The 14099-nt window shown below is 44.9% G+C and carries 15 protein-coding genes; 10 read left to right on the forward strand and 5 right to left on the reverse strand.

Annotated features, from left to right (window positions below):
- Nucleotides 1-158: 158 nt before the first annotated feature.
- Together A6749_RS11660 and bshB2 are read left to right on the forward strand one after the other, a co-directional pair.
- Nucleotides 159-506 (forward strand): YojF family protein, encoded by a 348-nt coding sequence (locus tag A6749_RS11660; RefSeq protein ID WP_066389664.1) that lies wholly within the window; start codon nt 159-161, stop codon nt 504-506.
- An 18-nt stretch (nt 507-524) separates the two neighbouring features.
- Nucleotides 525-1196 carry a bacillithiol biosynthesis deacetylase BshB2 gene (bshB2, locus tag A6749_RS11665; protein ID WP_066389668.1) on the forward strand — a complete coding sequence of 224 codons (672 nt, stop codon included), beginning with the start codon at nt 525-527 and terminating at the stop codon, nt 1194-1196.
- A gap of 184 nt (nt 1197-1380) precedes the next feature.
- Here the strand turns inward: bshB2 and A6749_RS11670 are convergent, their stop codons facing one another.
- The gene (locus tag A6749_RS11670) at nt 1381-2220 is read right to left on the reverse strand and encodes a Crp/Fnr family transcriptional regulator (RefSeq protein ID WP_236719655.1); all 840 of its coding nucleotides are present in this window, start codon (nt 2218-2220) and stop codon (nt 1381-1383) included.
- A 184-nt stretch (nt 2221-2404) separates the two neighbouring features.
- Here A6749_RS11670 and A6749_RS11675 point away from each other — a divergent pair, with 184 nt between their 5' ends.
- The 7 genes from A6749_RS11675 (at nt 2405) to A6749_RS11705 (ending at nt 9082) form a co-directional block, all read left to right on the forward strand.
- The gene (locus A6749_RS11675) at nt 2405-2872 is read left to right on the forward strand and encodes a cytochrome C (RefSeq protein WP_236719656.1); all 468 of its coding nucleotides are present in this window, start codon (nt 2405-2407) and stop codon (nt 2870-2872) included.
- 21 nt (nt 2873-2893) lie between these two features.
- Nucleotides 2894-4762 (forward strand): Sec-dependent nitrous-oxide reductase, encoded by a 1869-nt coding sequence (nosZ, locus tag A6749_RS11680; RefSeq protein WP_066389674.1) that lies wholly within the window; start codon nt 2894-2896, stop codon nt 4760-4762.
- Nucleotides 4763-4839: 77 nt separating this feature from the next.
- Entirely contained in the window at nt 4840-5409 is a 570-nt protein-coding gene (locus A6749_RS11685; RefSeq protein WP_066389676.1) for a hypothetical protein, read from the forward strand.
- A 62-nt stretch (nt 5410-5471) separates the two neighbouring features.
- Nucleotides 5472-6758 (forward strand): nitrous oxide reductase family maturation protein NosD, encoded by a 1287-nt coding sequence (nosD, locus tag A6749_RS11690; RefSeq protein WP_236719657.1) that lies wholly within the window; start codon nt 5472-5474, stop codon nt 6756-6758.
- Complete coding sequence (locus A6749_RS11695) at nt 6715-7512, forward strand: ABC transporter permease (protein ID WP_066389686.1); 798 nt, start codon at nt 6715-6717, stop codon at nt 7510-7512. Before nosD ends, A6749_RS11695 begins: the two co-directional genes overlap by 44 nt.
- The gene (locus A6749_RS11700) at nt 7509-8186 is read left to right on the forward strand and encodes an ABC transporter ATP-binding protein (RefSeq protein ID WP_066389693.1); all 678 of its coding nucleotides are present in this window, start codon (nt 7509-7511) and stop codon (nt 8184-8186) included. The genes A6749_RS11695 and A6749_RS11700 overlap by 4 nt, the downstream gene beginning before the upstream one ends.
- Nucleotides 8183-9082, forward strand: coding sequence for a FixH family protein (locus tag A6749_RS11705; RefSeq protein WP_066389697.1), 900 nt, complete (start codon nt 8183-8185; stop codon nt 9080-9082). Before A6749_RS11700 ends, A6749_RS11705 begins: the two co-directional genes overlap by 4 nt.
- 523 nt (nt 9083-9605) lie before the next feature.
- Here the strand turns inward: A6749_RS11705 and A6749_RS11710 are convergent.
- From A6749_RS11710 to A6749_RS11720, 3 genes are all read right to left on the reverse strand, one after another.
- Nucleotides 9606-10652, reverse strand: a complete 1047-nt coding sequence (locus A6749_RS11710; RefSeq protein ID WP_066400938.1) for a PQQ-dependent sugar dehydrogenase — start codon at nt 10650-10652, stop codon at nt 9606-9608.
- 289 nt (nt 10653-10941) lie between these two features.
- On the reverse strand, nt 10942-11796 hold the full coding sequence (locus A6749_RS11715; RefSeq protein WP_066389708.1) for a Cof-type HAD-IIB family hydrolase: 855 nt from the start codon (nt 11794-11796) through the stop codon (nt 10942-10944).
- A gap of 70 nt (nt 11797-11866) precedes the next feature.
- Complete coding sequence (locus tag A6749_RS11720) at nt 11867-12535, reverse strand: DNA alkylation repair protein (protein WP_066389712.1); 669 nt, start codon at nt 12533-12535, stop codon at nt 11867-11869.
- A 132-nt stretch (nt 12536-12667) separates the two neighbouring features.
- Between A6749_RS11720 and A6749_RS28620 the strand changes: the two genes are divergently transcribed.
- Nucleotides 12668-12823, forward strand: a complete 156-nt coding sequence (locus A6749_RS28620; protein WP_169809860.1) for a hypothetical protein — start codon at nt 12668-12670, stop codon at nt 12821-12823.
- A gap of 54 nt (nt 12824-12877) precedes the next feature.
- Here A6749_RS28620 and A6749_RS11730 read toward each other — a convergent pair whose 3' ends face one another.
- Complete coding sequence (locus A6749_RS11730) at nt 12878-13972, reverse strand: PRK06851 family protein (RefSeq protein ID WP_066389715.1); 1095 nt, start codon at nt 13970-13972, stop codon at nt 12878-12880.
- Nucleotides 13973-14099: the final 127 nt, after the last annotated feature.

Consider the following 14099-nt stretch of genomic DNA (forward strand, 5'->3'; position numbering starts at 1 on the left):
TAGGAATAAGGTTTCCCAGTAAACTTTTCTTAGTAAAGTTAATTATTTCCACAAGACTTTTCCTGGTTCAAGCATTGATTTCGCATTTTTTTACTAATTTTAGTATGATAGTTACATTAAATTTATTTTATCTGTTTAAGGGGAAGGAGGAGCCACATATGGAAGTTATTGATGTCGGGCGTGTGCAAGAGTTCATCAATCAATTCGCTAATCAGGATGTCTATATCCACCTTGAAACGACAAACGGTGCTTATGCATCCCATTATGATCAAACATTTTTTTCTGCTGGCGCCTATATTCGCAATGCCCTTGTCCGCTATGAATTAGGGAAAATCACCGGCAGCGGCCCTTATCGCGTCGGTTTAAAAATAAATCTTGGCTGGGTGTACGCCGAAGGGATCACCCATTTTGAAATCGACGATCAAGGAAGGCTGCTTCTCGCCGGCCACGATTATAAAGGCAAACTTGCCGTTGCGCTTGAAATTAGCACGACTCCGTTTGACTAACCCTAAAGGAGAATCGTTATGAAAAAAGAACGTCATGTCCTAGTTGTGTTTCCGCACCCGGATGATGAAGCCTTCGGGGTATCGGGAACGATTGCCACTCACGTCAAAAATGGCACCCCCGTCACATATGCCTGCTTAACCTTGGGTGAAATGGGGCGTAATATGGGGAATCCCCCTTTTACTAACCGGGAGAACCTTCCAAAAATTAGGAAAAGGGAATTAACGGAAGCAGCCCGTGTTCTAGGCATCCAGGACCTGCGGATGATGGGCTTCCGCGATAAAACAATTGAATTTGAAGATGAAGATAAAATGACGAACATGGTCTTAAAGTTAATCGAAGAACTGAATCCGTCGCTAATCATTACATTTTATCCCGGATATGCAGTTCACCCTGACCATGATGCCACCGGTGCGGCCGTTGTTCGCGCCGTCGGAAAACTGCCAGCCGCCGCAAGACCGACCTTACATTGCGTCGCTTTCTCCAATGATTGTGTAGAGAAGCTTGGCGAAGCCGATGTAATTAATGACATCACCCCGGTCAACGACATCAAGCTCGCTGCTATCCGAGCGCACCGGTCGCAGACAGAGCAGATGTTTGCCGACATGGAAGAAAAAATGAAAAACCAAGACCCGCAAATCTTGGTTTGGATTAACAATGAACGGTTTTGGACATATAAATTTGACGATTAAAGGAAAAAGCCCCTCGAACGAAGGGCTTTTTCTTTTTATGTGCCAAATGATGGCTGCTTACGTTCTTGAAGTTGAGTCAGGTTCGGCCTATACGTTACCTTATGATCTCCCTTTTTTACCTTTCGGGCACGTAGAACCTCTCTACAAACACACATAGTCCGCGGCTACCAACCATTGCTAACCATCAGTACTCCTTATGCATCACCGTACACAGCTTACACCAGTCAAGAATGACAATTTTTCTCGACTTTAAATCGATCAGTTCGTCCTTCCTCAGCTTGGAGAACACGCGGCTGACGCTTTCCCGCGTTGTTCCGACCACGGTTGCAAACTCCTGCACCGTCAGTGGAATCTCAATGTCCCAGCGCCTCCCGTCGGTGTTAAACTTCCGTCCCAGCCGCTCCAGCATCTTCACCGTTTTCGCATACACATCGAGCAAAGCGACATCCCGCAATTGCGACGTCATCTCCCTCAAGCCATCGCTCATATAGCGGACCATCTGCAGTGCGAGTTCCGGATAATTGGCTAATTCCTTTTCCAGCTCCAGCTTATCCAAGAACAAAATCTTACCGTCCTCAAGCATCGTCGCCGTTGCCGGATAGCATTCGGCTTTATTCGTAAACAAGCATGCCTCGGCAAACGCATCTCCCTTTTGCTTCATGCAGACGATGATTTCATTACCGTTCTCATCCTGCTTTGTCAGCTTGACCGTCCCGGTATGAATGAAATACACACCCCTCGCCACTTCATCCTCGGCGATAATCCGCGTTCCTTTTTTAAACTCATACGTTTGAATCCGCTTCTCAATAACCTGCAGTGAATCCAGCGATAAATCTTTAAAAATCACGATCTTCCGCAACAGCTCCTCCTTCTTCAGCTCACGGTACACAACTAAATGATCTTCCTTTAAGCAATTAATCTTGTTCACGTTTGCCACCACCTTTTCTAAAATACTTACCTGAAAAACGATTGATTGCCATCTATTGTAAACAATCTTTTTCCGCCGTGGAGTGATGTAATTCACAAAACTTTCCTCTTTCTCCTACATTCGAAGTGGAAACATATGGTTCACAAAACGTTCATCTTTTAAAAGTCCCATCCTTTCAAGCTTTTCAGCTACCCTTCACAGAACGTTCAAAAACAGCAAAAGCGGTGTGAAATACATCACATATTTCGCTGGTTTTGAAGATTAGGATGAGATTGTTCATTTGCAAATAAAGGAGGGGGAACAATTGCAAAAAGCAATCATTAGTTTTGTCATCAGTGCCCTAATTGGCTTCGGCCTTGGCTACCTCGTCTTTGACGTGATCATGGGGGATTCTGGAAGCGGGCAGCAAACGGCACAGGCTGACAATAGCCAGAAATCCGAAGCCAAAGAAGAAAGCACCGATACAAAAGAAGCCAAAACGGTTTCAGCGGATGACGACAACATCCTCAATAAAAAAGGCTGCCTTGGCTGCCATGCTGTCGAATCACTTCAATTACAAGGCGGCGCAGTAGGTCCGGACCTGTCTAAAGCCTTTGTAAACGTTGAAGGGAAACACGGCAAACCAATTGAAGAATTCCTGAAGCAGCCAACTTCAGCTGTCATGTCAGGCGTGATCAGCAAAAATCCGCTGACAGACGACGAACGCAAGCAAGTGCTTGAGCTGCTGAAAGAAGCTTCCGAAAAATAATCATAAGGCAGGTGTAACTAAATGAAAAAATGGGTTCCAATCGCTTCCGGATTGCTGGCCGGATTTATCGCAGCGACGATCTCGTTTGCGGACTTCTCATCCAAAACGGACACGCAAACAGCTTCCGCCAACAACAAAAGCGATGCTGAAAAGGTTTATGTACCGTTTGGCAAGAAAGATGACTACTATTTATTTGCATCCGGCGGTCACTCCGGACAAATGTTTATTTACGGTGTACCATCGATGCGCAAAATCAGAACAATCCCGGTCTTCTCGCAGGATTCCGCTACGGGCTACGGCTTTGATGAGCATTCGAAAAAATTAATGGGCGGCTATACATGGGGCGACCTGCACCATCCAGCCTTCTCTGAAACAAACGGCGACTATGACGGAAAATGGATGTTTGCCACCGATGTCGGTAACAGCCGCGCCGCCGTTGTCGACTTAAAAACGTTCACAACGAAGGACATTATCAAGGTGCCAAACACTGCTGGACCGCACTGTGCCGCGTTTGTCACAGAGAATACGGAGTATATGTTCCTGCCGACTCGTTTCGCGGTGCCGCTTGGACAAAAATACGAATCGCTGGATGACTACAGCAGCAAATACCGCGGTGTAATGTCAGCCGTTACCTTTGATGACAAAAACGTGAAGTTAAACATTGCTTACCAGGTTGCTCTTCCACCTTGGTCCTATGACTTATCCGATGCCGGAAAGAAAGGCTCCAAAGATTGGGCGGTTATGACAACCTACAATACCGAAGAAGCCACAACGACAATGGAGGTCAACGCCTCTCAGGCAGACCGCGACTACATCGTGCTGTTCAACTGGAAAGAGCTTGAGAAGATGGTCAAGGAAGGCAAGTATGAAGATGTCGGCGGACAAAAAATGATTTTTCCTGAGAAAGAAAAAGGCGGCATTTATTTAGTTCCTGTGGCTAAATCGCCGCACGGTGTCGACGTAACGCCTGACGGAAAATACTTCATCGCTTCAGGCAAGCTGGCTCCGGCAATGACGGTTTTCTCATTCGAAAAGGCTTTTAAAGCAGTGGAAAACAAAGAATTTGCCGGCGAACGTAACGGCATTCCGATTTTAAAATATGAATCTGTTATGGAACGCGAGGTTAACCCGGAAAATGCCCTTGGACCGCTTCATACACAGTTTGACGAAAAAGGCATGGCCTATACAACGATGTTTATTTCTTCGGAAATCGTGAAATGGGACCCTAATACCGGTAAAACATTAGACCGCGTGCCAGTCCAATATTCTCCTGGTCACTCAGTTGCGGCTGAAGGAGACACTGTGGCACCGGATGGACATTGGCTTATCGCTTTGAACAAAATTGCAAAAGACAGCTACTTATCAGTCGGTCCTTCTCACCCTGAATCGATGCAGCTAATCGATATCAGCGGCAAGATGAAGGTCATCCAATCAGCACCGGTTGATCCGGAGCCGCACTATGCACAAATGATTAAGGCCGATAAGATCAAAACCATTGAAGTCTATCCAAAGGATTCGAAAAACAAGGATGCAGTTTATAGCCAAAAGGATACAAAGATTGTCCGTAAAGGCAACGAGGTTCACGTCTACGGCATCGCTATGCGCTCAAGATTCATTTTTGACGCTAAATCCAAACGCCCTGATGTCATTGAGGTCAACGAAGGCGATCACGTGTTTATCCATTTAACCAATATCGACTTCGATGAAGATATCACCCACGGTTTCGCGATTAACGACTATGACTTAAATATGGAAGTCCAGCCTGGGCAGACCAATACAATGGAATTTACCGCCGACAAAGCCGGAACATTCCCGCTCTATTGTACAAACTTCTGTTCTGCGTTGCACCAGGAAATGAACGGCTACTTCCTTGTTAAGCCGAAAAAATAACACTGTGGCGGGGTATCAATTGAAAAATTGGTACCCTTCCCCTTAGTTGGTTTTTCATCATAAAAGGAGTGGTTAACTTGAATGATAGTAAAAAATTATCTCTCGTTTCTTCATTGCTAATAGGACTTGCAACGGTTTGTGTCGTCGCATCAATGTTTTTCCCATGGTGGAAAATGGTGTTTTACGCCCCGCAATATCCGGAGGGCTTAAACATCATCGTCTACCCCAATAAGTTAGACGGACAAATTGATATCATCAACGGGCTGAACCATTATATCGGAATGGCCAACTTCGGTGAAGAAAACTTTCCTGAACTGTCCTATTTGATTTATATTATCGGCGCATTAGCCGTCCTGACACTAATTACAGCGGTGCTGCGCAGTAAGAAGGTACTTTACGGGTTAATTTCCATTTATATCATAGGCGGGTTAGCCGGGGTGCTGGACCTGCATGCAGCTTTGAAAAATTACGGCACGAATTTGAGCTCAAAGGCACCAATTAAAATCGACCCATTTGTCCCGCCCATTATAGGTGAAAACACAGTGGCCAACTTTGTTACCCATAGCATTTTAGGCACTGGCATTTACTTTGTGATTGCCGCGTTTATTTTATTACTGATTCCGTTATGGAAGGATCGAAAAAAATGAAAAAAACAACGCTCCTATTTCTTGTTTTTTCTCTCATTTTATTCATAAAACCGGAGGAAAAGATGGCAGCCGAAAACTTGCAAGCAACGATCGACTCCATGAAAAAGGGAGCGGTACTGAAGCTTGAAAATAAAACGTATGAAGGCAACATCGTCATCGATAAACCGCTGACGCTGATTGGCCAAAAGCATACCGTGATCAAGGGAGACGGAACCGGCAATGTGATCTCCGTCAAAGCACCGCATGTGAAGCTCAAAAATCTAACTGTGACACACAGCAGCACGAACCGGAACTCATCCGAGGAGTATGCCGCGATTAAGGTCTATACGAACGGTAACACCATCGAGCATATAACGATCCGCCATTCCTTCCACGGTATTTATTTAAGCAAAGCCCATCACAATATTGTCCGTTACAACGACATTAAAGGAATGGGCAAAGGCGAAATTGCCGCGCAAGGTAACGGCCTCCATGTTTTTTATGCAAAAAATAATCTGCTTTCTCATAACAGGATTGAAGGTACCCGTGACGGCATGTTCTTCGACTATGCCAACGATAACAAAAGCTATGACAATAACATCAGCAATACCAGATACGGATTGCATTACATGTACTCCGACGGCAATATTTTCAAACGCAATACCTTTACGATGAACACAGGCGGCGCCGCCGTCATGAACTCGAATCATCTTACACTTGAAGACAATCAATTTATCGTTAACTATGGAAATCAATCATTCGGGCTGCTCCTATTGCAGGCTAATGATAATCATATCGAAAACAATACGTTTTACATGAACCAGCGCGGCCTGTATATCGATCAAGCGACACGAAATCTGATCAAACACAACCGCATCATCCAAAACGAAATTGGAATTGAGCTTTGGGCAAGCTCCAACGATCAAATTTTTACTTTAAACCAAATTTCCGATAATACCATCCCGGCTGTCACGATTGGCGGCAAAGGCGAGCGCAATGCCTGGAGCAGGAAAGGTCTTGGCAATGACTGGGGCAGCTCCTTCCCGCTTACCGATTTAAACCAAGACGGCATTGGGGATTTTCCAATAACCTATTACTCCAGCCTTCATCAATTGATTGAGGATCAGGAGCTGACGAATTTATTTTTAAAAAGCCCGGCCATTTCTATTTATGAAAAAATCAATGCCTCACAAAATGATGACGAGGTAATGTTTAGGGATGCACACCCGCTTGTACCGGCAAAAGCCAGTCATTCTGTTGCGCTTTGGGTTGTTATTGGACTTCTGGCAGCGGCGTTTGGCATCTTCATAAGGGAGAGACGTAAATATGCATTACATTTGGAAGGAATGGAAGGAAAACATAAGGGGTAAAGGGCTTTGGCTGGCACTTAGCATCATTGTTCTGATTTCAATCAGCATTATGTTTCGTTCCACTGCCCTTTCATTTGATAAAGGCTTTTACATTTTGATGATCAATTTGTTTGATACGATTATTTACTTTATTCCGATTCTCTGCTTGTTCATCGGGGCGTTTTCGATTTTTCAAGAAAAAGAACAAAAGACGCTGATCATGCTGCTGACGAAAAAGGACAATTACGCAAGCTTCCTGCTGCGCAAAAGCCTCGGACTCTATACGGTTGTATTAGTGCCGCTGCTCGTCTGGTTTTTCATCTACCTGTTATTATTAAAATTTCAATTTCAGCTGGATATTAAGGCCTATCTTATCTTTGTTCTGGCGCTAATCGTCATGTCGCTGGTGTTTTTGCAGATGGGGGCAGCAATCGGCAGCTTTTCCCGCTCACGGATGCAAATCATCGGCTACACGATATTTGTCTGGTTTTACTTTTTCTTTTTACATGATTTTATCCTGCTGTCATTTTTGCCGGATGTCACCTATGAAAATGTCAAACTATTTTCCGTCGGATACTTTTTAAACCCGCTCCAGGCAGTGCGGATGTTCCTTGAAACCGGCATGGGCGTCTACTCTTTCGGCCATATGTCACGGCTGCTGCAGGAGTTTATGTGGACGAAGCCGGTATTCTTTTTACTAGGAAATCTAGTCGTCTGGCTGGCAGCCTCGTTGGGGACGGCACTTTTCTTCAACCGTAAGGAGGGATATGAATGATTAAGGTTTCTCGCTTAACCCAGTCCTTCGGGAAAAAACAAGTACTAGATTCTATTACCTTGGAAATTAACAGAAATGAAGTTTGTGCCCTTGTCGGCCGCAATGGCGCAGGGAAGTCGACATTTATCAACAGCCTTCTCGGGCTTTTGCCGGTAAAGCAAGGAAAAATTGAAATAAACGGCGTGGAAGTGACTAAGAAAAGTGCCGAGTGGAAAAAGGCGATTGCTTATTTACCGGAAAAATTCATGCTCTACCCTAGCTTAACCGGAAGTGAAAATATGACCTTTTTTGCCGAAGCAGTTTTCGGGAAGGCTGATTTAGAACGGATTGAGCAGGTATTGTGCTCAGTCCGCTTGTGGGATGACCGCGATGTTCAAATAAAGAAGTATTCCAAAGGGATGCTCCAGCGGTTAGGTCTCGCGATCACGCTTTACCAGGATTCGAGCATTCTGATTTTGGATGAACCGACAAGCGGCATCGATCCGATGGGCCGCAAGGAAATTTTAGAGGTGTTAAAGTCACTGCACGACAAGACGATTCTCCTTTCCTCGCACCATTTGGACGAAATCAAGCAGGTGTGCACTCATGTCGCCTTTTTAGAGGATGGAAAAATGTTGAAGTATTCTGTTGAGGAATTTTTAGAGACACATTATTTGGGAGGTTATAAAGGATGAAGCGGATGATAATTGCTTTGCTGCTGGTCGCGGCGGTGCTCGCCGGCTGCAGCTCGGGGCCAAATTATAACATTAAAATAACGCAAGAGGTTTATTTTCAACAGGATAAGTCTTCGACAATTGAAATTAAGGTAACCGACGGCGGCAAGGCGGTTAAGGGGTTAACGGTGACCGCGGAATTAACGATGGCCAATATGGACCATGGAACTTCCGAAGTGGCCTTTAAAGAAGCTTCCGATGGTATTTATTCTGGTGAAGTGCAGCTGCCGATGAGCGGAAAATATGAAGCGGCGTTTACGTTGGAGAAGGACGGCAATAAGGTTGAAAAAGTAATCGAGCTGAATGCTGAGAAACCAAAAGGGGTCGCTACGATTAACGGCAAGTGGATTACCTCCGATGACCTTGCTTTTTATAAGCTGATTAACCAGCTCCAGCTCGAGATCAACCGCGAGGCCGCCAAGAAAAAATTCAGCGGCAAACAGCTCGAGGAAGAATTGGCCTACTTGGACTCCCAAGAAAAATTAGCGGAAGAAGAGAACCAGCTGCTTACACAAATTATCCGGCTGCGCTCAATGGCTATGCTTGCTGATGAGAAAGGCCACAAAGCTTCAGATGCGGAGGTTGAACAGGCGGTTGCCCGAGTGCGCGGACAGTATGAAGAGTTTAGTTCTGCGATGAAATTGATTGCGTTGTACGGTGAAGATCTATTTTGGGCAGAGGAAAAGGAACAGTACAAGATGATTGTCTTATCTATAAAAGTGCAAGAAGATGTGATGGCCCAGGTAAAAAAGGAAAACCTGAAAGCCGGCGAGCAAGAGGTTCTTTATTTAGCCCAGCAAAAATACGAAGACCTCTTGGTGTCACAGGTTAATTCGTTGAAGATTGAGATTTTGTAGGCTTTTGTGTGGTTTGGTGCAGTGTGGTGTCAGGCACCAGTTTAGTTAGGCAATCGGCGGGACGGCGCGGCGCGGTTGCTTTTTGTTTTGGGGAATGGCAGGCTTTATTAAAGGCAATTTTGGTGGCCTGTTTGTTCCCAAGAGGTCTTATTGAAGACAGTTTTAGTAGTTTTCGTAGCGATTTTGTCCCCAAGAGGCCTTATTGAAGACAGTTTTAGTAGTTTTCGCAGCGGTTTTGTCTCCAAGAGGCCTTATTGAAGACAGTTTTAGTAGTTTTCGCAGCGGTTTTGTCTCCTAGAGGCCTTATTGAAGACAGTTTTAGTAGTTTTAACAGCAGGTTTGTCTCCAAGAGGCCTTATTGAAGACAGTTTTAGTAGTTTTAACAGCAGGTTTGTCTCCAAGAGGCCTTATTAAAGACAATTTTGGTAGTTTTAATAGCGGTTTTGTCCCCTAGAACCTCCCTATGGGACACTTCACCATTTTTTCACATAGTTTTGTCCCATAGACATCTACTTCAAAAACCTTACTTTACACTTTCCAGCCTCACCCTGTACAATTTGTCATCCGTCTCATCCGGAGTTCCACGGCCGTCGGTGTTGTTGCTTACAAAATACATATATTCACCATCAATATATACATCGCGGATTCTTCCTAACCCGGTAATGAGGGGCTTCATCCGTTTGCGCTCCAAATCAAACTGCAGCACCGCATTGCCCCTTAACGCCGCGACATATAGCTTGCCGCTATAAGCGGACATTCCGGAAGGTGCCCACGTTTCGTTGCCCGATTGAAAAATCGGCGTCACCATGCCCGCCTTTTTGGCCTTACCTTGAATTACCGGCCAGCCGTAATTTGCACGCGGCTTAATTAGATTAATTTCATCATGTGCCGACTGCCCGTGCTCGCTTGAATATAACGTATTTCCAATCCAAACCAAGCCTTGTGGATTGCGGTGGCCATAGCTGTAAACATAGGAACCTGGAAATGGGTTATCAGAGGGGATTGTTCCGTCTAAATTCATTCGTAAAATTTTCCCATTAATCGAGCTTACACTTTGTGCCAACTCCGGCTCGGTCGCATCGCCTGTTGAGATGTACAGCTTGCCGTCCGGTCCAATTTTCATCCTGCCGCCGTGGTGGTAGGCGGCACTTGGGATCCTATCAAGAAGAATAGCCGCTTCGGTCCACTCGCTGCCATTTGTCTCTAAAACAACTACGCGGTTAAACTGCCCTTGCTGCTCGTCTCCATATGTATAATAGGCAAATGCCTTTTGTGTATCAGGGGATCCGGGGTCCAGTACAAATCCTAGCAGACCGGCCTCTGCTGCTTGTGCCAGCGGCTTTTTCAAGCGCACCGGCTGCCGCTCCATTTTACCGTTAGTAATTTTTACAATGCTTCCCGTCCGCTCGCTGATATAAAAAGTTTGGTCCACCCGATCGATAGACCAGGGAATTGACAAGTTTTCCGCAACAACTTTAACTTCAGGCTGGATGACCACCGCCTCGCTGTCCTTCCCCGGCGTTTGCTTTTTTTCGAAAAAAGAACAGCCTGATATTAGGAAAACGGCCATCAGTAGAATCGAACCGACTCGTAGCGTCAAAAGCGGGACCCCCTATCTTTATGAAAGACATTTTGACTTCGTTTTAAGCTTCTTTTGTCCTTCATCAGCTTTATAAAGGACATTTCACTCTCTTCTCGGGCGCATTTTGTCCTTCATCTGCCTTATGAAGGACATTTCACACTCTTCCCAGGCGCATTTTGGTCTTCATCAGCTTTATAAAGGACATTTCACTCTCTTCTCAGGATCATATTGTCCTTCATCCGCCTATGCGAAAAAAATCCACGCTCCCCAATACCAACTACAAAACTTCCAAAATCGCTTTGCCCACGCCGCTTTCTTCATTTGTATCTGTAATCACATCACATAGTACCTTAATTTCATAGCCAGCATTTCCCATTGCCACCGCGCGGCCGGCTTTTTCCAGCATTGAAATGTCATTAAAATTGTCGCCGATCGCCATTGTGTCAGCGAGATCAATTTCCTTTGCTTTCGTAAAGGCCTCGAGAGCAATCCCCTTTTGCGCATTTTTATGAGTGATTTCAATATTTTCTATACCGGATTTCGTGACCTCTAATTCAGTAAGACCTACCAATGATTCACTTGCAACTTCCAGCTTTCCGTCCTCAAATGAAAAAGCAAGAAATTTATAGATCATAATTGCGTTATCAGCAAACAGCAGCTCATAGTCATTCACCATATGAACCAAGCCGTCGCGCACCCTTGCTCCTGCAGCAACGGTAATCTCGTCGCGGTCGGCTTCAGGGTTGGCGCTCATGACGATGTCAACTAAAGTTGAAACGGCCTTTTCAGCATCAATCGTGTATGCACCTTGATTGGTGTACACCTCGAAATAAACGTCGCTCGCTGATAGCTTTGCCGCTGTTTCGCGTGCCAATTGCTTTGGAATCGGGTTTGCGGAGATGACTTCTCCTTCCTTCGAGCGGACCTCGGCGCCGTTTACACAAATTACCGGACAGTTTAAACCGGCGGCATTTAAAACGTAGGTCGCCTCTTGATAGGACCTGCCCGTGGCTACAACCACCTCAACCCCTTGGGATTGCGCTTTTAAAATCGCCTGCTTATTTTCCTCCGTAATTTCCTGCATCGAGTTTAATAATGTTCCATCCATATCTGTTGCAATACATTTAATCATGCTGTCTCACCCTCTACACAATAATACGGACATTTTACCATTTTTCTCCGATTAGTTCCCGCTTAATGCCTTATACCAAATACTTGCTGCCTTCTCTTACACTTAAAGGGGCTAACCGATGCACCCCGATAAACGATTTTACAGACTGAGGATTAGTCTTGGAATATTCCCGCAATACCCAGCCGATCGCCTTTTGGATAAAAAACTCTTTACTATCTGCATTCAGCATTATGTAGTCATACAGCTTTTCTTCATTTGTCTCTTGTTTATATTTCAATTGAAAAAGAATTGCCGTCCGCCGCAGCCACATATTATCATGTGCTGCCCAGCCATCGATGGTCTCTTCCACAACCTCGGGGTACTTTTGGGCAATTTTCCCCACCGGCTTCGCAGCAAGAGCATCCACCGTATCCCACCACGATTTCGTCGTAATCAAGGTTTGCATCAGTGATAAATCACTTTTTTGCAGTTTTTTTAATGATTTTTCAATATACGTTAATGCCACATTTTGATATTCCCTTTGATCCATTTTCCAAAGCTCTAAGACTAACTCTTGACTGAACGGCTCTTTTAATATGCCCGTTTCTTGAAAAAATTGCTTTTCAATCTCTCTTCTTTGCGGTGACTTGATGCCGAAGAAAGGAAAGTGGTTCTTCATATAACCTTCCATTTGTGCTGCATTTTCCGGGTTTTGGTTCTCTTCAAATAGCCTTGTTAACAGGTCAATGATAGACGACATTACAGCTCACTCCTTATAAAAATACTCTTAATAAATAATTCTATTATTTTCCAAAACATCCTTCTTTTAATTGAGAATAAAGAAAATCAAAGATGCCAAACTATCCATAGCATCAAGGAAAGGAGCATGGACATGACCAAAAAATACAACAAAGGCAGCCGCAACCAAAATGCCCCAGACGCCGGGCATGCAGAAGCTGAATTCGCCGCCGAATTCGTCAGCGGCGATAACAGCAAAGGCAACAAACGCAACAAAGGACAACAAAGCAAAACCAATCCCCTTAAATAAAAAACGGGTGTCAGGCACCATGTGAATTTTTCACATGGTGCCTGACACCACTCTCTAAACTCCGGTCAATTCGTTTATTTCGTCTTCGATTTTGTTTTGGATTTCGTTGACGATGGTGAAGTCCATGGCTGCGATGTAGATGGCTTCGAGTTCGTCGCGGAGTTTTTTGGCTCCGGCGAGGTATTCCGTTGCTTCTGCCATTTTGTTTTTATATTTAGCGGAAATTTTGCTGATGACGTCGGCAAAGATTTCATCTGTTCCCGGCTCAATCAAAATTTCGTACATGTCGATGATTTCATCGCCGTCACGGCTTGGGAAGTATTCATGCGGCGCGGTACTGTCGAAAATCGCAATTCCCAATTCTCTAAAGATCAGCATATCCAAGCTGTTTGGATCAAAGCCGCAATGGTACACTTCTACATCCACGCCACGGGCTTCCGCAGCCTCCGCCAGTTTCTTCAGCATCGTCGACTTCCCAGAACCCGGACGACCTTTAATAAAATAACGCTTCGGAATTTCTTCCGTCAAATTTGGTACAAAGTCCACTGCGCCGATTGGGGTTGCAGCCCCTAAAAAGCGGTGGCGGACATCCGGTCTTTTATTAAGCTTCATTTTTCCAAAAAATGAAACAATAAATTTGTTGGTTAATTGATCTGCCTTCTGAAAATCCATGCTGTTGATATAGATTTTTTCCCAATCATCATGAATCTCCAATGCCTCTTTAAACGTGGCATAGGCCTTCTCAAAGGCTTCCGAAACCCGTAAAGCCAAGTTCTCAATGTCAGTTTTTTTAGCCGCAAGGGCCTTGGCATCCCAGGCTTCGCCTAAGTTAATGTATTCCTCAACCGCTCCCGGTGCCTTTGGTTCAATCACATGCGGCGCCGTGCCATCCACGATTCCCACTTTCAATTCGCGAATAATCACACCATCAATCGAGCTTGAGTCAGAAGAACAATGCAAATACTCAACATCGTACCCTCTTTCTACCCAGTTTTGGCCAACCTTTTTCATTAATGACGATTTTCCGGTCCCCGGTCCGCCCTTTAAAATAAATAACCGGTCCAATCCTTCAAGGTTAGAATCGAACAGATTGTGGAAGCCCCTAGCTGTATTGCCGCCTGCAAAATATTTTTTAATTTTTCCTGCCATTGATCGACACTCCCTTTTTCCAAGTCAACTGCGCCGCTTTTGCCTTTTTAGGCTGGCGAGTTTTTAAGATATGACGTTGCTGATTCATTGTCACCCATATCTTATGCATTGGATTTTTTATAGGTGA

It is taken from the genome of Neobacillus mesonae (assembly GCF_001636315.1).
Lineage (GTDB): Bacteria > Bacillota > Bacilli > Bacillales > Cytobacillaceae > Neobacillus > Neobacillus mesonae.